Genomic DNA, 17964 nt, shown 5'->3' on the forward strand with positions numbered 1-17964 from the left:
ACCTCGAGGAGTTTTGCGGCATGGCTTATTCTGGCCCCTTTTCCTATGGCGACCGCGTGCAGCTGACGGACGCCAAGCGGCGCCACTACACGGTCATTTTGAAAGAAGGAGGCCAGTTCCATTCCCATAAAGGCATAATCAACCACGATGACATCGTGGGGATGGATGAAGGTTCCGTCATCGAGTCCACCTTGGGCTCGTCCTTCCTGCTCTTCCGCCACCTCATGGTGGATCACGTCCTCTCGATGCCGCGGGGCGCCGCCGTTATTTATCCCAAGGACGCCGCGCAAATCTTGGTCGAGGGCGATATTTTCATGGGCGCCCGCGTGCTGGAGGCCGGTGCGGGCTCCGGCGCCTTGTCGATGTCCCTCCTGCGCGCCGTGGGCCCTGAAGGCCACGTCTATTCCTACGAGATCCGCGACGATCACTTGGAGTACGCGGTCGATAACGTCGAGGAATACTTTGGATCCCGCCCCGAGTGGTGGTCGCCGCGCCTAGGCGATCTCGGCGATGTCACCGCTGAGGACCTCGGCGGCCCCGTCGACCGCATCATCTTGGACATGCTGGAACCCTGGGAGAACCTGGAGACCGTGCGGGATCTGCTGATCCCCGGCGGCGTATTCATGACCTATGTGGCAACCGTTCCACAGCTGATGAAGGTCATGGAGGGCATCCGGGAGCTGCAATGCTTTACTGAGCCGAAGGCGTGGGAATCCCTGGTGCGCGAGTGGAAGGTAGAAGGCCTAGCCACCCGCCCGGAGCACCGCATGAACGCGCACACCGCATTCCTTATTTGGACCAGGCGGCTTGCCGATGGCGTCACCCCGCCGCGCCCCCAGCGCCGCGCCCGCAAATAAGGTGCACAGTTTTAAGTACACGGGTGTAATTAATTACTAAAGTGGCCTCGCTCATAGCTGCTCGCACGTTAAAGTGGTGTGCATGGATGAAGCCACGGATAATAAGCGGCAACTCAGCCAGCTTGCTGCGCGCAACCAAAAGCTGGTGGAGCTATTACAGAAATCGCGCGCCGAGCTCGAGCAGTTATTTGCTGAGGTTAATGCGCTTGCAGAGCCCGCCTCTACATATGGGGTCTTTTTGGCCTACTCGCCGCACCAAAGCGAGGTAGGTACCACCGCGGAGGTCTATACCAACGGCCGCGTCATGCAGCTCAAGGTCTCTCCCAACGTGGAGCCGGGCAGCCTGCAGGTGGGCCAACAGGTCCGGCTGGGAGATGGCTTCGTGGTCGTCGAAGGCTGCGCTCCTACGAGCACTGGCGAGCTTGCCACCGTGGTCGAGCGCTTGGACCAGCGCCGCGCCGTCGTGGCTAATTCTGCGGGGGATAACCGCGTTGTTCTGCTCGCACAGGCGCTGCAAGAAAGCGTGCGCGCGGGCGAGGTGGTGCTGTTAGATACAAAGGCTTCCGTGGCCGTGGAAAAGGTGGATCAAGCAGAGGTTTCCCAGCTTTCGCTGGAAGAGGTACCCGATGTGCGCTACGAGGACATCGGTGGCTTGGACGAGCAGATTTCCCAGATCCGCGATTCCGTCGAGTTGCCCTTTATCCATCCCGAGCTCTACCGGCAGTATGGCTTGCAGCCGCCCAAGGGCGTGTTGCTTTATGGCCCACCCGGCTGCGGAAAGACGCTCATTGCTAAGGCCGTGGCGAACTCCCTGTCTACCCAGATGGGGGGAGACGGATCCAGCTACTTCCTCAATGTTAAGGGCCCAGAGCTGCTGAATAAGTACGTCGGTGAGACCGAGCGCCGCATCCGGCTTATCTTTGAGCGCGCCCGCGAGCTCGCCCAGGCCAGCGCGGATCGCCCCGTGGTCATCTTCTTTGATGAGATGGAATCCATTTTCCGCACCCGCGGATCCGGGGTTTCCTCCGATATGGAAACCACCGTCGTTCCGCAGCTACTGACGGAGCTCGATGGCGTGGAGGGCCTCAGCAATGTGGTCATCATCGGCGCCACCAACCGGGAAGAGCTCATTGACCCCGCCATCATGCGCCCGGGCCGGCTGGATATGAAGGTGCGCATCAATCGCCCCACTAAGCGCGGCGCGCGGGAGATCTTCGCCCGCCACTTCGATCCGTCCATTCCACACGAGGGCGATATCGACGAGCTCATCGGCGATGCCGTGGATGAGCTCTATAGCGATAGGCCCTTTGCGCAGCTGCACTTTAGCAATGGGCAGCGCCAGGTCCTGCACTACCGGGATTTCGTCTCTGGCGCGATGATCGCCAATATCCTGGCCCGGGCAAAGAAGCTGGCCATCAAGGAGGCGTTATCGCACCACGGTGCGCAGCGCGCCGCGGAGGAAGGCGATGGGGGCGTTAAAGGGGGCATCGGCAAGCAGCATCTGCGCACCGCCATCGCCGCCGAGCAGGAAGAATCGGAATACATGCCCACCTCAACCAACCCCGAGGAATGGAGCAAGATTGTCTCCACGGATCACAGCGGATCGCGTGTGACCAGTGTGGAACTTTTAAGCGGAAGGAGCTGTACGTGGCCCGCGTGCTAGGAACGGAAACGGAATACGGTATTTCTACGCCTGATTCGCCGGAGGAATCCCCAATCATTACCTCGACCCATGCGGTTGTGGCCTATGCCGCGCTGTATACGGGGGCGCGTTCGCGCTGGGATTTTGCGGAGGAACACCCCTTGCGGGACTCGCGCGGTTTCGATCTCAAGCGCTACGATACGGTTCCCGTGGTAGACCCCAATGCGGTGGGGGTAGCCAATGTTGTCACCCCGAGCGGGGCGCGGTTTTATGTGGACCACGCCCACCCCGAGTATTCGGCTCCGGAGTGCACGAATGCTTGGGACGCAACGCTCTATGATGCCGCCGGCGATTTCACACTGCTGCAGGCCCGGGATGCTGTGGCGGAGCTGACGGCACAGGGAAACTCCGTCTTGGCGGACCGGCAGCCGTGCCCGCCGCTGCGGTTGTACAAGAATAACGTCGATGGCAAGGGCGCCAGCTACGGTTCGCATGAGAACTATCAGTATGCTCGCAGCACCGATTTTTCGGTCATGGCTCAGGCGCTGATTCCCTTCTTCGTGGCCCGGCAGGTCGTCATTGGTGCTGGGCGCATGGGGCGCGGGGAGTTTGGCGAGGAACCGGGGTTCCAGATTTCCCAGCGCGCGGATTATATTGAGCAGGAAATCTCCCTGGAAACCACCCTCAACCGCGGCATTATCAATACCCGCGACGAGCCCCATGCCATCCACGATGACTTCGGCCGCCTGCACGTCATCATCGGCGATGCGAATATGTCGCAGACCTCGACGCTGCTGAAATTGGGCATGACCTCGCTGGTGCTCGATGCCATTGAGGCCGGCACGGACTTTAGCGATCTGCGCCTTGCCGATGCCGTCGCGGAGGTCCCCCTGGTAAGCCGCGACCTCGAATTGCGCCACCGGCTCACGCTTGCCGATGGCCGCACGCTCACCGCCCTCGAGCTGCTCGCCGAATACCGCCGCCGCCTGCAGCCGGAGACCGACGCCGATCACAAGGTGCTAGCGGCCTGGGACGAGGCAGTAGAGCTGCTTGCCGATGACCCCCTCAAGGCCGCCCACCTTCTGGACTGGGTGGCCAAGTACCGGTTGATCAAGAGCTACCTCGACCGCGGCATCGCCCCAGATGATCCCAAGCTGCGCCTGATCGACCTGCAATACGCGGAAATCGATCCCGAGAAGTCGCTGCACCATGCGCTGGTGCGCAAGGGGCAGATGCGCCAGCTCTTTAGCGCCGAAGATCTGCACCGCGCCGCGGCCGAGCCGCCCGCCGATACGCGGGCATATTTCCGCGGGCGCATAACGCAGAAATTCGGCGAAGATATCATCGCCGCCAGTTGGCAAAGCCTCACCCTGCGCCGTGGTGATACGGACGGGCGCTCCCGCAATGGCGTCTGGGCCACCGTGGCCATGGATGATACCCGCGGCCTTACCCGCGCGGACTGCGAAGGCATTATCGAGGGCGCCAGCAGCGTAGAGGAGTTACTTGAAGGGCTTGCTGCCATCGGCATCCAGCCCGAGTATCGTAAGTAATGATCACCTAATATGACGAAAGGATGACACCGTGTCCACTTCGAATCGCCAGGTTTCTAGCAATAATGGGGGAAATGGCCCCGAGTCAGAGGAAGAATTTACCGCTACCCAGCTCAATATCAACACCTCCGGCACCGATGATCTCTTGGATGAGATCGATGGCCTGCTAGAAAATAACGCGGAAGAATTCGTCCGCTCGTACGTCCAAAAGGGCGGACAGTAGGCGTGGAATCCACCCGTCCCGTGTTTGCCCGGCGGATCATGGGCATCGAAACCGAGTATGGTCTGTCCACCGCGACGCCGAAGAGCCGGCGGGCATTAAGTCCGGATGAGGTTGCGCGCGTGCTCTTTCGGCCGATCGTGGAAAAGTACGCCTCGTCCAATATCTTTGCCACCAATGCCAGCCGCCTGTACCTCGACGTCGGCTCGCACCCTGAGGTAGCCACCGCCGAATGCGATAGCCTCAGCCAGCTCATCGCCCATGAATGCGCCGGTGACCGCGTGATGAACCGCCTGGCCCTGCAGGCAGAAGACGCTTTGGCCGAAGAAGGAAACGAGCGCTCGGTCTACCTTTTTAAGAACAACGTCGATTCCGCCGGGCACTCCTTTGGCTGCCACGAGAATTACCTCATTAGCCGGCACATGGTGCTCAAAGACCTGGGCGTGGCGCTCTTGCCGTTCTTGATTACCCGCCAACTTATCTGCGGGGCGGGAATGGTACAGCCTGCCAAGGGCGATCACCCCGCGCAATTCCTTTTATCCCAGCGCGCCGATCAGGTATGGGAGGGCGTATCGTCCGCGACCACCCGTTCCCGGCCCATCATCAATACCCGCGATGAGCCGCATGGGGATTCCAAGCGCTTCCGCCGCATGCACATCATCGTGGGCGATTCCAATATGGCAGAGCCCACCATCGCACTAAAGGTCGGCTCCACCCTGCTCATGCTGGAGATGTTGGAGGCGGGCTTCGAGCTGCCCGAACTCGAGATCGCAGATCCAATCCACCACATTCGCTCCATTGCGCGCGATGTGACCGGCTCAACGCCGTTGCCGCTTGTTAGCGGGGGAACCATTACAGCCTTGGAGGTCCAGCAGCAGCTTTGCGCGCGGGCCCGCGATTGGCTTGCTCACCGCGAAGACGCCGGCACGCCCACGGCGGAATTGGAGCGCGTCGTTGACCTGTGGGAGCGCATCCTGCGCGCCATCGAGACCGGAGATTACTCCGGCGTGAACCGCGAGATTGATTGGGTGATCAAGCTCGAGTTGCTCGAGCGCTACCGCTCCCGTTTGGGCGGTGACTGGGCGCATCCGAAGCTGACGCAGGTTGATATGACTTATCACGATATCCGGCCCGGGCGAGGCTTATACGATGTCCTGCTGCGCCGCGGGATGATCGAGCGCTGGATTGAAGATGAAGACATCGAGCGTGCAGTATCGACCGCGCCGCCGACCACGCGCGCGGCCTTGCGCGGCGCGTTCCTGACTGCCGCCGAAGACTGCGGCGCGCACGTGACCGTGGATTGGACGCGGCTGAAGGTCAACCGCCCAGAACCGCGCACCGAGGAACTGCTCGATCCCTTCGCGTCCACCGATCCGCGCGTTGAGGCATTGCTAGACTATATGCACGAAAATCACGCCTAGGGCGTGCACATTGAGCACTGGGGAGAGTAGACAACGTGGTGGCATCACGATCCACGCCGAGCCGGCAGGATGCGGCAGTAGAAAGGCTCACCAACCTATCCTTTGCGCTGCAAGGAGCGGCGAATTCGGGCGGTTCACCTGACCGCTCTGCAGCCTGGATTCGCAGCCACGTCGCAGGTTATAGCGATAAATCCGACGAGGCTTTTACCAAGGCCCTGGCGCGCGATATCGCCACCTTGCAACGCGCCGGAGTCCCCATCGTGCACACCGGTGGGGAAGACGGTGCCTCGTACCGCCTCGACCAAAGCAATTACCAGCTCCCACCGGTGGAGTTTTCACCGGAAGAAGCGATGGTGCTTGGCATCGCAGGGGGAGTGGGAACCCCTGGTGGATTGAGCGATTTCTCCCTGTCCGGGTGGACCAAGATCGCCGCCTCGGGCGCTTCTCGCAACCTGGAGGGCGCGCCCGTCTATACCGCGGTCAATGACATCACCCGGCTCGCCCCCGAAGTGATCACCTTCGTCCTCGCCGCCGTGCGGAATAAAGTGCGCATCACCTTTTCCTACCGCCCCCATCCGGCGGCTGAGACCGTGCGCCGGACCATGGATCCCTGGGGAGTGGTCAACCACCAAAGTCGCATCTATATCGTTGGCTTTGATGTGGACCGCGCCGCCCCGCGCGTCTTCCGGGCCTTAAGGCTTTCCGATATCAAAAGGTCCCACCAGCCGGCTGAGCACATCGAGCCGACGGTGGACATCGACAAGCTCGTCAAAGAAGCACTACAACGCGGCGAAAAGGTAGATGCGACCCTGCATATCCCTGAAGGTCAAGCCCAAGAGCTAGAAAGCGCGGGGGAGCGCACCGCCGAAGGCACCGTAGTGCTGACCGGGGTCCAAAAAGATTGGTTGGTGCGCACCGCAGCGGGCTATGCCCCAGAAGTAAAAGTGCTCGATCCCCCTGAGGTGCGCACTGACATCGTTAACCTTTTGCGCACAGCCGCCAACCACAACGGAGCTGAGTAAACCAATGGCCGATGGATCTCATAAACTGCAAGCGCTCGTCCGGTCGCTCAACCTCATCCCGTATTTTCAAAACCATCCGGATAAAACCCCGATGGAGGCGGCCGCGGATTTGGGGATGGACCCAGGAGAGCTCAAAGATGCCGTGGACCGGCTGTTTTGCTCTGGGACCGGCCGCAATACCGAAGAGCTCATCGATCTCTCTTTCAGCTACCGCGATGGGGTCACCATCTACAATGACCAAGGTCTGGGACAAGCATTGCGGCTTACCCCAACCGAGGCCGGCGCGCTCTTACTTACCCTTGAATCCCTCGAGGCTATGTCCGGGCTATTAGATACGCGGGCGATTAAGTCTGCCGCCGCGAAACTGCGCTCCATTATGGATGAGCGCACGCTGAGCATTTATGACACATTATCGACGGTGGACCCGCAAGAATCCGATATCCAGGCAACCTTAAACCGCGGGCTCAATGAAAAACGGCGCATCCGGATGCGCTATTGGAGTGCTTCATCTAATAAGGAAACCGAGCGCCTAGTTGATCCGGCCCGGATCTTCATCGTGGATGCGGAGCCTTATCTCGCGGCGTGGGAGGAAGAAAAGCAGGGGCACAGGACCTTCCGCATCGACCGCATCAAGCATGCCGAATTGACCGAGGAAACCGCTCATCCGCGTCTCAAGGAGTTGGATTTCGACGCTGCGGCACCCTTTAATTTAGGTACGGCGGATTCCGTGGAATTAGCCATCCGCGAAGAATTCACCTGGTTGGCAGAATACTACGACATGCAACTAGGAAAACGCCTAGAAAACGGCACCATAGCTGCGACAATGCAGGTGGGATCGGTAGATTGGGTGGTTCGTTTCGCCCTCGGTCAGGCAGATAGGTTACGCGTTATAGCCCCGCAATCTATCGTGAATCTCATTGCGGAACGCGGGAATGCCGCGTTGAAGGGCTATACTTAATTTTCAGTTACTGCACGCACATGCGTCTTACACGTGCCCCGCGACTATTCCCCGCGAAGGGAGCGCCCGCGGCGGCTACCCGGCGCAGGCAAAGAAGAACCGAAAGAGGATCTTATGACCTTAGGACCATTCGAAATCGGCCTGATTGTTCTTGTCATCATCTTGCTATTTGGCGCGAAGAAATTGCCCGATCTTGCTCGTTCCATGGGCCGTTCGATGCGCATTTTCAAATCCGAGGTCAATGAAATGCAATCGGAGGACTCCAAGCGCTCTGAGGCACAAGCTCAATTGAGCCAGAAGCGCCAGCAGTCCGATGAGGAGTTCTGGAACCGCCCGGATATGCAACCTGGCCACCAGCAGGGAAACTCTTCCTCTCAGAATTAACGCCTGCCAGCTAAAAAGGCGAACACGCTCTGCCTATGCACTCGTCGGCCGTGCCGGAGACCGGCCCTCAGAAATCGAGTGGGCAGGGTAGTGTTCGCTCTTGTGCGTTGAAAGAGCCAAATTGATGTCCTCACAGTCCAACCCTGCCGGTGAACACGGATCCCGCGTGCGCCGCAAGCGGCGAGGTTTTTCGCGCAAGCCCAAGAACCCAACGGGCGAGATGACCTTAGTGCAGCACCTGCAAGAGCTGCGGCGAAGGATCATTATCTCCTTGCTGGCCTTGGTCATCGGCGCGATCATCGGTTTTATTTGGTACCAGCAGGCGCCCTTCCGGATTCCGCCGCTGGGAGAGATTCTGCGCGAGCCTTATTGCTCTTTGCCGGAAGATAAGCGGGCCAATTTCAATAACGACGGCGAGTGTCGGTTGCTTGCCACCAGCCCCTTCGAGATGCTGATTTTGCGCCTGAAGGTCGGCACCTTGGCAGGCACGGTGCTTTCATCCCCGGTCTGGCTCTACCAGGTGTGGGCATTCATCGTCCCTGGGCTGCATAAGAATGAGCGCCGCTATACCTTGAGCTTCGTCGCTGTGGCCGTCTTCCTGTTCTTGGTGGGCGCCATCTTGGCCTACTTCATCTTGTCCGTGGGCCTAGAATTCCTCATCGGCATCGGCGCCGAGTATCAAACAGCAGCATTAACCGGTGAGCGATACTTCTACTTCCTCTTGGCGCTCTTGCTCATCTTCGGCATCAGCTTCGAGATTCCGCTGTTGATCGTCTCGCTCAACCTTATTGGCGCCTTGGAATATAACCACGTCAAGGACAAGCGCCGCATTATCATCGTCGCCGTGATGATCTTCGCCGCCTTCGTGACTCCGGGCCAAGATCCCTTCACGATGGTGGTCTTGTCCGCCTGCCTCTTGTTGCTGATTGAGATTGCATTCCAGTTCTGCCGCGTTCACGATAAACGCCAGAACCGTGAGCGCCCTGCGTGGATGGATCTCGATGATGAATCCGCGTCCGCGCTTGATGAGGGCCCCACGGGCGTAGGCGGGCCCGCGCCTGTCGATGCCCCCTCGGGCGTGTATGCCTCGCCAAAGCCCGCGGCACCCAGCGCGTCATCGCAGACTGTCCGCGCGGAAAAGGGGGCATCGGATAGCGCTTCGCAACAGGCTGAGTATCGCAAGGGGCCGCACCGGCCTACCGATGAAGGCGGCTTTTTCGACGATGTGCTTTAAGCACGGGTAGCCTTGTGAGATATGACTGAAACTCACCTGGATACCTTCGCCGCCGGCCTCCCATACCCCTTGGATGAGTTCCAGGTGCAGGGGTGTGAGGCGGTAGAAAATGGCCAAGGGGTGCTCGTTTGCGCCCCTACTGGTGCAGGTAAAACCGTCGTTGGCGAGTTCGCCGTGTCTTTGGCACTAAGCCGCGGCACGAAGTGCTTTTATACCACCCCGATTAAGGCACTGAGCAACCAGAAATACCACGACCTCGTCGCAGAGCACGGCGAGGATGCCGTTGGTCTGCTCACTGGCGATGTCTCTATCAACGCCGATGCCGAAATCGTCGTCATGACTACCGAGGTTCTGCGCAATATGATCTACGCGGATTCGCCCGCGCTGGATAGGCTTACCCACGTGGTCATGGATGAAATCCACTTCCTTGCGGATGCCTCCCGCGGCGCGGTCTGGGAAGAAGTGATCCTGAACTTGGCGGACCACGTATCCATCATTGGGCTATCTGCCACCGTGTCCAATTCCGAGGAATTCGGTGAATGGCTCGCCACGGTCCGTGGCGATACCTCTGTCATTGTGACCGAACACCGTCCAGTCCCGCTCGATCAATGGATGATGCTGGGCCGCAAGATTTACCCGCTTTTCGAGCCGGAATCCGGCGGGCAAGTCAATTCCGAATTAGAGCGCCGAATTCAGCGCCTGGAGGCAGGCGATAGCGATGATGGACGCGCGGACTATAAATCCGGCAAGGGTTTTCGCGCGAGGGCGCGCCACAAGGGCGGAGGGCGCAGCGAATTTCATGGTAAAGCGGGCGGGCGTTCCGGTTCCTCCCGGCCGCAAGATCGCTACCGCCCCTTAGGGCGCCCTGAGGTGCTGAAGGTGCTGCAATCGCAAGATATGCTGCCCGCGATTACCTTCATCTTTTCCCGCGCCGGTTGCGATGGCGCGCTCTATCAGTGCCTGCGCAGCAGGATGGTGCTGACGACGCAAGAGGAAGCAGAAGAGATCAAGGCCATCGTCGATGCCGGCGTTGAGGGCATTCCGGAAGAAGACTTGCAGGTCCTGGATTTCCGGCGGTGGCGCGAAGCGCTCTCCCGTGGTTTTGCCGCCCACCACGCAGGAATGCTCCCGGCATTTCGTCACATCGTAGAAGATCTCTTTGTCCGCGGCTTGGTGCGCGCCGTATTCGCAACAGAGACCCTTGCCTTGGGCATTAATATGCCCGCCCGCACGGTGGTGCTCGAAAAGCTCATTAAGTTCAATGGTGAAGCGCACGTGGACCTCACGCCAGGCCAATACACGCAGCTGACTGGGCGCGCTGGCCGGCGTGGAATCGATACCCTGGGCAACGCGGTCGTGCAGTGGGCACCTGCCATGGATCCGCGTTTTGTCGCCGGTTTGGCATCGACCCGGACGTATCCGCTTATTTCCACGTTTGCGCCAGGCTATAACATGGCCATTAACCTGCTGGGTATGCTTGGTTTTGAGGACTCGCTGCGGCTGCTGGAAAAGTCCTTCGCGCAGTTCCAGGCCGATGGCTCCGTGGTGGAAGAAACCCGTGAACTTGAACGGGCGGAGCATCGCGTGCGCGAATTGCGGGAGCAGCTTGACGATGCCGTCGATGCCCTCGCACCACCAGCCAAGGACGGCGAGGATCCCGCCGAGGTGCTCATGGATTATATCCGGTTGCGCCGCGAGCTAACGGCAGAAGAAAAACAATCCAAGGTTGATAAGGAACACCAACGCACCCAGGAAGTAATCGCGGTGCTAGCCCGCCTGCAATTGGGCGATGTCATTGCGATTGCCGGGAAGAAGTGGCCCACCCTTGCCGCGGTGGTCACCCCGGCCAACCAGACTGAGGATCCTCGCCCGTGGGTGACCACGGAATCTGGGTGGTCAGGGCGCATCGATGCCACTGGTATTAGCAATCCGCCGATTCAGCTGGGCCGTATAAAGATCCCGAAGCCAGTGCGGAAGAACCCGCGGCGCAATACCAAGTACATTCAAGATGTCTTCCGCCGCGAAAAGTTTGACCGCCCGAAGCGGATGAAGTCGAAGCCACGCCTGCGACCAAATAAGCGGGTGGGCGAGTTGCGCGATGCCATTCGCGAGCACCCTGCACACGAGTGGCCCGCCACCGATAGGGAGCAACTGGCCGGGGTGGCGCAGAAGTTGGCGCGCCGCGAGCGCGACCTCGAAAAGCTGCAGGCCAAGGTGAATAAGGCGACCGATACGCTGGGCCGCACCTTTGAACGCATCGTGGATCTGCTCGCGGAGATGGACTATGTCGAGTTCTCTGGCGCGGGCAGCGATCGCACGCCGGTCATCACTGAGGAAGGCGAGCGCCTGGCCAAGATTCATAGCGAATCCGATCTGCTCGTTGCCCAATGCCTGAAGCGAGGTATTTGGGATGAGCTGGATCCGGCGGAATTGGCCGGCGTTGCTTCCCTGTGCTGCTTTGAAAATAGGAAGGCCACAGGGGGCCAGCCGGAGGCAGCAACGGATCGCATGGCCGATGCCATGAATGCGACCTGGCGCATTTATACCGAGCTCAGCGCGGATGAGCGGCGCCACCGCCTGCCGCCTACGCGCGAGCCGGAAGCCGGCTTTGCGCTGGCCATTCACCAGTGGTCGGCGGGTGCGCCCTTGGGCTATTGCATGGCGGCGGCCAATGAAGCGGGAGCGGAGCTTACCCCCGGTGACTTCGTGCGGTGGTGCCGCCAGGTCGTGGACCTACTGCAGCAAATCGCCAAGACTGGCTACGATGGCCAGATCCAGCGCAACGCGCGCCGCGCAATCGACGCTATTCAGCGCGGGGTCGTCGCGATCGGGGCTTAAGCTAGCGCGTCCTACTGGCTAGTAGACTGTGGGGCATGACTACTCAGGCTTTTTCTCCCGAAGTGTATTCGCGCCGGCTCGCGGCTGCGCAAGAAGCGGCCGCCCAGCAGGGCATTGACCTTTTGCTGATTGGCACCGGCCCCGATTTCGCCTACCTGACGGGTTCGTGGGTATCGTCCCATGAGCGCCTGACGGTGCTGGCCGTTCCCCAAAGCGGCACGCCGTGGGTCGTCTCGCCGAATACGGATATTACGGATATTAAATCGGCGCCCGTCGGCAAGCTGGATGTGGAGCTGCGCGGGTGGAATGACGGCGATAATCCCTACGAGCTCGCCCTCAAGGGCGCTGCGTCGATCAAGAAGGTCGCGCTGGGCCAATCCCTAACGGCGGATCATATTTTGCAGTTCCAGGGGCTCGTGCCTGAGGCGGACTACGTCCTTGCCACCTACGCGCTCGCGGAGCTGTTTACCCGCAAGGACGAAGCGGAAATCGCGGAGCTGCGCAAAGCCGGCCAAGCCATCGACGCCGTGCACGCCAAGGTCCCCGAGCTCCTGCATCCCGGCCGCACCGAGGCCGAGGTGGCCCGTGAATTGGAAAAGCTCATCCTCGAAGAGCATTCCATCATTGACTTCGTCATCGTAGGTTCCGGCCCGAATGGCGCCAATCCGCACCACAGCTTCTCCGACCGGAAGCTGGCTGCGGGCGAGCCCGTCGTCGTGGATCTCGGCGGCACCTTGCCCTCCGGCTACCACTCCGATTGCACCCGCACCTACGTCGTAGGCGGCGATCTCAGCCAGGCGCCGCAGGACTTCCAGGACGCCTATGCCGTGCTTTACGATGCCCAGGCGGCCGCCCGCGCCGCCGCCAAGCCCGGTAGCACGGCCGAAGAAATCGACGGGGTTGCTAGGAAGGCTATTGCCGATGCCGGCTGGGGCGATAACTTCGTCCACCGCACCGGCCACGGTATTGGTCTCTCGACCCACGAAGAGCCCTTCATCATGGAGGGCAATGACCTGGCGCTGGAAGAGGGCATGGCCTTTTCCATCGAGCCGGGGATTTACCTGGAGGGTCAGTGGGGCATGCGCCTCGAGGACATCGTGGTACTTACCAAGGATGGCTACGAGTCCCTCAACGTCGTCGAACGCGAAGTGCGCTAAGTGGCTGGCGTACTAATCCTGGGAGGGCGCAGCGATATCGGCGGCGAAATCGCCCAGCGCGTGGCCCGCGGCAACGACATCGTCCTCGCCGCGCGCGGGACCCACGGGCTTGAGGAGATTACCTCCCAGCTAAAGGCCGCTGGTGCGCGCAGCGTCCACCAGCTGTCCTTTGACGCGGAGGACTTTTCCCAGCACCGCCAGATCTTTGCCGAGGCCAAGGAACGCGTCGGCGCCATTGAACTGACGGTGGTCGCCTTTGGCATCCTGGGGGATCAAGATAGGGCGGACACCGATCCTGCCCACGCGGCACAGATCGCCACCATCGACTACACCGCCCAGGTCTCCGTGCTCACGGTGGCGGCGCAATCGATGCCGCGCGGCCATATCGTGGCCTTTTCCTCCATCGCTGGCTGGCGGGCGCGGCGCGCCAATTATGTCTACGGTTCCACCAAGGCTGGCCTGGATGCTTTTTGCCAGGGCCTTGCGGATAGGTTGCACGGCAGCGGGCTCGGGCTGATTACCGCGCGCCCCGGGTTCGTCATTGGATCCATGACCCAAGGAATGAAACCGGCCCCGCTATCGGTGCGGCCAGGCGATGTCGCCGATGCCGTCGTTGCCTGCATTGATAACGACGACCGCCGCGGTCAGGCGCGCAGCCACACCCTGTGGATCCCAAGGGCGCTGCAAGCATTGGCATGGGTTATGCGGTTGGTGCCCCGACCCGTGTGGCGGCACATGCCGCGTTAGTCGGCTTCGCCTTCCCGCAACAGGGGCGAGTTGATGTCGAAGATGAAACCGCGCGGGGCGAGCACGCGGAGGACGACCTCGGCATCGCCCTCCGCGATGTCGTGAAAAACTAAGCCACCCCACGGGGTGACGGTGATGGCCACCTCGAGCTGGCCGATAAGCTGCGCGAACTGTGCCGGGATGGCGCCTTGGTGGACGCCCGCGCCAAGGTCGACCACGCCATCTGCCTGGTGGTGCTCGTCCAGCCAGCCAATGGGCCCTGGCTCCGCGTTAAGCTCCGCGCCACTTGCCCCAGTGCCCTTCGCCTCGGTGCTTTGTACACCGAGGCGAAGGAGGTGGGCTGCGGCATCGGCAAGCGAGAGGCCCGCGGTCGGGCTGTTGGTGGCGGGGGACTGGATGATATCCAAGGTGGCATCGTCAAGCAGCCGCATGCTGACCTGCGTGGCAGAAGCCGGGAGATCGTCGTCGGTAGTGGTAATCGCGAGCGACTCCAAGCCGGGTTGTTCGGTATTCAGGTGCGTGGCCAGCTCGCGCGCGGCCTGCTTCGCCGCGGCAGAAAGGGGAGAGGCCAGCATAGGAATGTGGAAGCTCTGCAGCTCTAACTTATCCAGCTCCGCCGCAAGCTGGGCCTTGTCTGTAACTCCCCGCAACTCGATGGCGGAATTGGGGCGGATATAGACGCTGCCATCGGCCCAGTGCGCCGCGCAATAACCCAAATGGATCCAATCATTGGGGCTGGTAAAACCGCCCACAACGTGCAGGCGCAGGCAAGTGCCGGACTCGGGATGCTGGAAAAATTCGGGGTAATGCATAGCTTGCCAGTGTAGCCTGAGTGTTGCCAGCATATTGTCAGCAATGCTCGTTAAACTGGAAGCTATGCCGTTTTTATATCTCGTCCTCTATATGCTGGCGGAAACCCTAGCGTTTTGGGCCGTAGCCGAGTGGATTGGCGTCTTTTGGGCGCTCATTGCCCTGTTCATCACGATGTTCTTTGGCATGTCCATCGCCGGCATTGAGGTGCGCCGGCTGATGGGTAAACAGGTAGAGCAGGCCGGTGACGGGACCTACTACGTGCGCGATGACAACGTAGGAAAAACCGCCGGCAACGTGGGCTTGACCTTGGCCGGTGGCATGTTGCTGTCCCTGCCTGGGTTCTTGACCAGTTTTCTGGGGATTCTGCTCATCTTCGCCCCAACGCGGTCGCTGTTTCGAAAGTTTATGGCCGTATCCATCTACCGCAAGGTGGAGAAGATGGGTGTGCGCATTTACGAGGCATCGCCCATGGCGCAACAGCACGATAGCTATGGCAATTTTGGTTCCTTTGGGCAAGCAGCGGGGCAATCCTTTGGCCAGTCCTCTGGTCAGAGCGATTCCCACGAGGTAATCGATGAGGAAGAGCTGCGCAACTGGTCCGAGAACCTGGACCCTGATGACTTCGGTCCTCGCGGAGGCGACGATAACTCACAGGGTGGAAAATAAGTGGCGGTATTTTTCGCCCGCCTCGTCATAGCGGGCATTTCTGGTGCGCTGACCTTTACCGCCGTTGAGCCGCGTGGCTGGTGGTGGGGCGCGATTATTGGCATCGCCCTGTTATATGTGAGCCTGATGCCGTGGCGTGGGCGACAGGTGCGCGGATCCGTAGGCGCGCTTTTGGCGGTGACGCACGGGTTGGTCTTGTACCTGCTGAGCCTGCCGTGGATTGGCGAGTTGGTTGGGACCGTGCCCTATGCGGCGCTTGCTATCTGGCTTTCGGTATATGCGGTCCTTTTAGGTATCTTCGGGGCCGCTGTGGCGCGGTGGCGATACGGATTTTTGGTCTTTCCCTTCGTATACCTCGCCGTTGAGGTCCTGCGTTCCTCGGTGCCCTTTGGCGGTTTCCCTTGGGTCAAACTGGCGTGGGGACAAATTGAAGGGCCCCTAGCCAACCTCGCCCCGTGGGGTGGGACCTCGCTGATTACGGTGGCAACGGCATTGTGCGCCTGCGGCCTGGCCGGCTTGTTGCTGCGCGGCGGGCGGGTAAAGGTGGCCGCTGGCGCCGCACTTATCCTCCCGCTCATTGCGGGACTCGCGGCTGGGCGCGGCATCGATCCCGCAGATACCAAGGTTGGCGAGACCAAGGTGGCCGCCATTCAAGGCAACGTGCCGCGCAGTGGTCTGGACTTCGCTGGGCAGCGTCGCGCGGTACTGAATAATCACGTCCAGGAAACGGAGAAGCTAGCCCGCCGCGAAGACGATATAGATCTGGTGATCTGGCCGGAAAATTCTTCCGATATCGATCCTTTCCGCGATGGGGAAGCAGCCCAGGCCATTAGCGGGGCCGTCGATGCCATTGACGCGCCAGTGCTGGTTGGCACCGCCACCCGCGATGAGGTGGGCGCGCGCAATACCATGCAAGTCTTTACCCCCGGCCACGGCGTGGGCGACCATCACTATAAGAAGTACCTGCAGCCGTTCGGTGAGACCATGCCCATGCGGGACTTCTTCGCGCATTTTTCGGACTACGTCGACCTCGCCGGGGATTTCAAGGCAGGGGATGGACCCGGTGTGGTCTCCATGAATTCCGTCGCGGTAGGTGTGGCGACCTGTTACGAGGTCTCCTTCGACAACGCCTTCCACGAGTCAGTTAATAACGGCGCGCAGATTCTGACGACACCTACCAATAACGCAACGTTTGGGTTTTCCGATATGACGTACCAGCAGCTGGCCATGAGCAGGCTGCGCGCGCTCGAAACCGACCGCGCCGTCGTGGTCGCGGCCACCTCCGGGGTCTCCGCACTCGTGCACCCGGACGGTAGCGTGAGCCAATCCTCGGAGCTCTTTGAGCCCGCGGCACTGGTAGAAAGCCTGCCGCTGAAAACCGGCGAAACATTTTCGGTGCGCTACGGTTCGCTCATGCAGTGGCTGATGGTTATTATTGGTACCGTCTGCGCACTCATTGCCGTGCGTACCAACCGATTGGGTCGTACACCTCGCGGTGTCGGCGCTAAAGAAAAGTAGGAGCATTAATTACTGTGAGCACTCTTGATTCTGCGACGCTGGTTATCATCCCAACGTATAACGAGATTGAAAACCTTCCCTTGATTACCGGCCGCGTCCGCGAGGCGCTGCCAGAGGTTCACATCCTCGTTGTGGATGATAATTCCCCCGACGGCACCGGCGAGAAGGCCGATGCTTTCGCAGCAGAAGATGACCACATTCACGTGCTGCACCGCGAGGGCAAGGGCGGCCTCTTGGGCGCTTATCTCGCCGGCTTTGAGTGGGGCTTGGAGCGTGACTACCAGGTCCTTTGTGAGATGGATGCTGATGGCTCCCACGCCCCAGAGCAGCTGCACTTGCTGCTGGAGGAGATTGACAAGGGCGCGGACCTCGTCATCGGTTCCCGCTACGTGCCAGGCGGCGAGACCGTTAACTGGCCGGCATCCCGCGAGTACCTGTCCCGCTTGGGCAACCTCTACATCTCCTTCGCGCTCGGCACCGACCTGTCCGATATGACCGCAGGCTACCGCGCCTTCCGCCGCGAGCTGTTGGAAGACATCGACTTTGATGAGCTGTCCAAGGCCGGCTACATCTTCCAGGTGGACTTGGCCTTCCGCGCGGTCAAGGCTGGATACGATATCCGCGAGGTGCCCATCACTTTCACCGAGCGCGAGTACGGCGAATCCAAGCTGGATGGCTCCTTTGTCAAGGACTCCCTCTTCGAGGTAACCAAGTGGGGCGTGGCCCACCGCGCGGAGCAGGTGAAGGATTTCGCCGGCGAGGTGTCCAAGCTGGCGGACCACGAGGTGAAATACGGCTCCGTTCACAATGCCGGCCAGAAGGCCCGTAACGGTGTGGGCTGGGCTACCAATTTGGCCAATGAGCTGGGCTACTTGGTCAAGCACCAAGTGGGCCAGCTGACCAAGAAGAAGTAATCTAGGCAGCATTTAAGCCCGCA

General features: G+C 60.6%; 16 protein-coding genes. 15 read left to right on the forward strand and 1 reads right to left on the reverse strand.

Going from position 1 to position 17964, the window contains the following annotated elements:
- Window positions 1-20 precede the first annotated feature (20 nt).
- From HMPREF1261_RS09160 to HMPREF1261_RS09215, 12 genes are all read left to right on the forward strand, one after another.
- Window positions 21-857: a tRNA (adenine-N1)-methyltransferase gene (locus tag HMPREF1261_RS09160; protein ID WP_005282956.1), complete on the forward strand. Its 837-nt coding sequence runs from the start codon at window positions 21-23 to the stop codon at window positions 855-857.
- An 82-nt stretch (window positions 858-939) separates the two neighbouring features.
- Window positions 940-2520, forward strand: coding sequence for a proteasome ATPase (arc, locus tag HMPREF1261_RS09165; RefSeq protein ID WP_023030739.1), 1581 nt, complete (start codon window positions 940-942; stop codon window positions 2518-2520).
- Window positions 2505-4049 carry a depupylase/deamidase Dop gene (dop, locus tag HMPREF1261_RS09170; protein ID WP_023030740.1) on the forward strand — a complete coding sequence of 515 codons (1545 nt, stop codon included), beginning with the start codon at window positions 2505-2507 and terminating at the stop codon, window positions 4047-4049. Before arc ends, dop begins: the two co-directional genes overlap by 16 nt.
- A gap of 31 nt (window positions 4050-4080) precedes the next feature.
- On the forward strand, window positions 4081-4272 hold the full coding sequence (locus tag HMPREF1261_RS09175) for a ubiquitin-like protein Pup (protein WP_005279201.1): 192 nt from the start codon (window positions 4081-4083) through the stop codon (window positions 4270-4272).
- A 38-nt stretch (window positions 4273-4310) separates the two neighbouring features.
- Window positions 4311-5690, forward strand: a complete 1380-nt coding sequence (gene pafA / locus HMPREF1261_RS09180; RefSeq protein WP_051142543.1) for a Pup--protein ligase — start codon at window positions 4311-4313, stop codon at window positions 5688-5690.
- A 35-nt stretch (window positions 5691-5725) separates the two neighbouring features.
- Window positions 5726-6712, forward strand: a complete 987-nt coding sequence (locus tag HMPREF1261_RS09185; protein ID WP_023030742.1) for a YafY family protein — start codon at window positions 5726-5728, stop codon at window positions 6710-6712.
- 4 nt (window positions 6713-6716) lie between these two features.
- Complete coding sequence (locus HMPREF1261_RS09190) at window positions 6717-7670, forward strand: YafY family protein (RefSeq protein ID WP_023030743.1); 954 nt, start codon at window positions 6717-6719, stop codon at window positions 7668-7670.
- A gap of 114 nt (window positions 7671-7784) precedes the next feature.
- Window positions 7785-8054: a Sec-independent protein translocase subunit TatA gene (gene tatA / locus HMPREF1261_RS09195; RefSeq protein WP_023030744.1), complete on the forward strand. Its 270-nt coding sequence runs from the start codon at window positions 7785-7787 to the stop codon at window positions 8052-8054.
- A 124-nt stretch (window positions 8055-8178) separates the two neighbouring features.
- Complete coding sequence (tatC, locus tag HMPREF1261_RS09200) at window positions 8179-9288, forward strand: twin-arginine translocase subunit TatC (RefSeq protein WP_023030745.1); 1110 nt, start codon at window positions 8179-8181, stop codon at window positions 9286-9288.
- Window positions 9289-9309: 21 nt separating this feature from the next.
- Complete coding sequence (locus HMPREF1261_RS09205) at window positions 9310-12126, forward strand: RNA helicase (RefSeq protein WP_023030746.1); 2817 nt, start codon at window positions 9310-9312, stop codon at window positions 12124-12126.
- Window positions 12127-12161: 35 nt separating this feature from the next.
- On the forward strand, window positions 12162-13283 hold the full coding sequence (locus HMPREF1261_RS09210) for a Xaa-Pro peptidase family protein (RefSeq protein ID WP_023030747.1): 1122 nt from the start codon (window positions 12162-12164) through the stop codon (window positions 13281-13283).
- Complete coding sequence (locus HMPREF1261_RS09215) at window positions 13284-14030, forward strand: SDR family oxidoreductase (RefSeq protein WP_005279215.1); 747 nt, start codon at window positions 13284-13286, stop codon at window positions 14028-14030.
- On the opposite strand, the gene HMPREF1261_RS09220 is transcribed toward HMPREF1261_RS09215, so the two are convergent.
- Window positions 14027-14842: a precorrin-3B synthase gene (locus tag HMPREF1261_RS09220; protein ID WP_232208000.1), complete on the reverse strand. Its 816-nt coding sequence runs from the start codon at window positions 14840-14842 to the stop codon at window positions 14027-14029. The genes HMPREF1261_RS09215 and HMPREF1261_RS09220 overlap by 4 nt on opposite strands.
- A gap of 64 nt (window positions 14843-14906) precedes the next feature.
- Between HMPREF1261_RS09220 and HMPREF1261_RS09225 the strand changes: the two genes are divergently transcribed.
- Genes HMPREF1261_RS09225 through HMPREF1261_RS09235 form a run of 3 tightly spaced genes read left to right on the forward strand, consistent with a single transcriptional unit; the run spans window position 14907 to window position 17941 of the window.
- Complete coding sequence (locus tag HMPREF1261_RS09225; RefSeq protein ID WP_232208001.1) at window positions 14907-15509, forward strand: FxsA family protein; 603 nt, start codon at window positions 14907-14909, stop codon at window positions 15507-15509.
- Entirely contained in the window at window positions 15510-17027 is a 1518-nt protein-coding gene (gene lnt / locus HMPREF1261_RS09230) for an apolipoprotein N-acyltransferase (RefSeq protein ID WP_023030750.1), read from the forward strand.
- 14 nt (window positions 17028-17041) lie between these two features.
- Complete coding sequence (locus HMPREF1261_RS09235; protein ID WP_023030751.1) at window positions 17042-17941, forward strand: polyprenol monophosphomannose synthase; 900 nt, start codon at window positions 17042-17044, stop codon at window positions 17939-17941.
- Window positions 17942-17964: the final 23 nt, after the last annotated feature.

The organism is Corynebacterium sp. KPL1818, assembly GCF_000478135.1.
Classification (GTDB): Bacteria; Actinomycetota; Actinomycetes; order Mycobacteriales; family Mycobacteriaceae; genus Corynebacterium; species Corynebacterium accolens.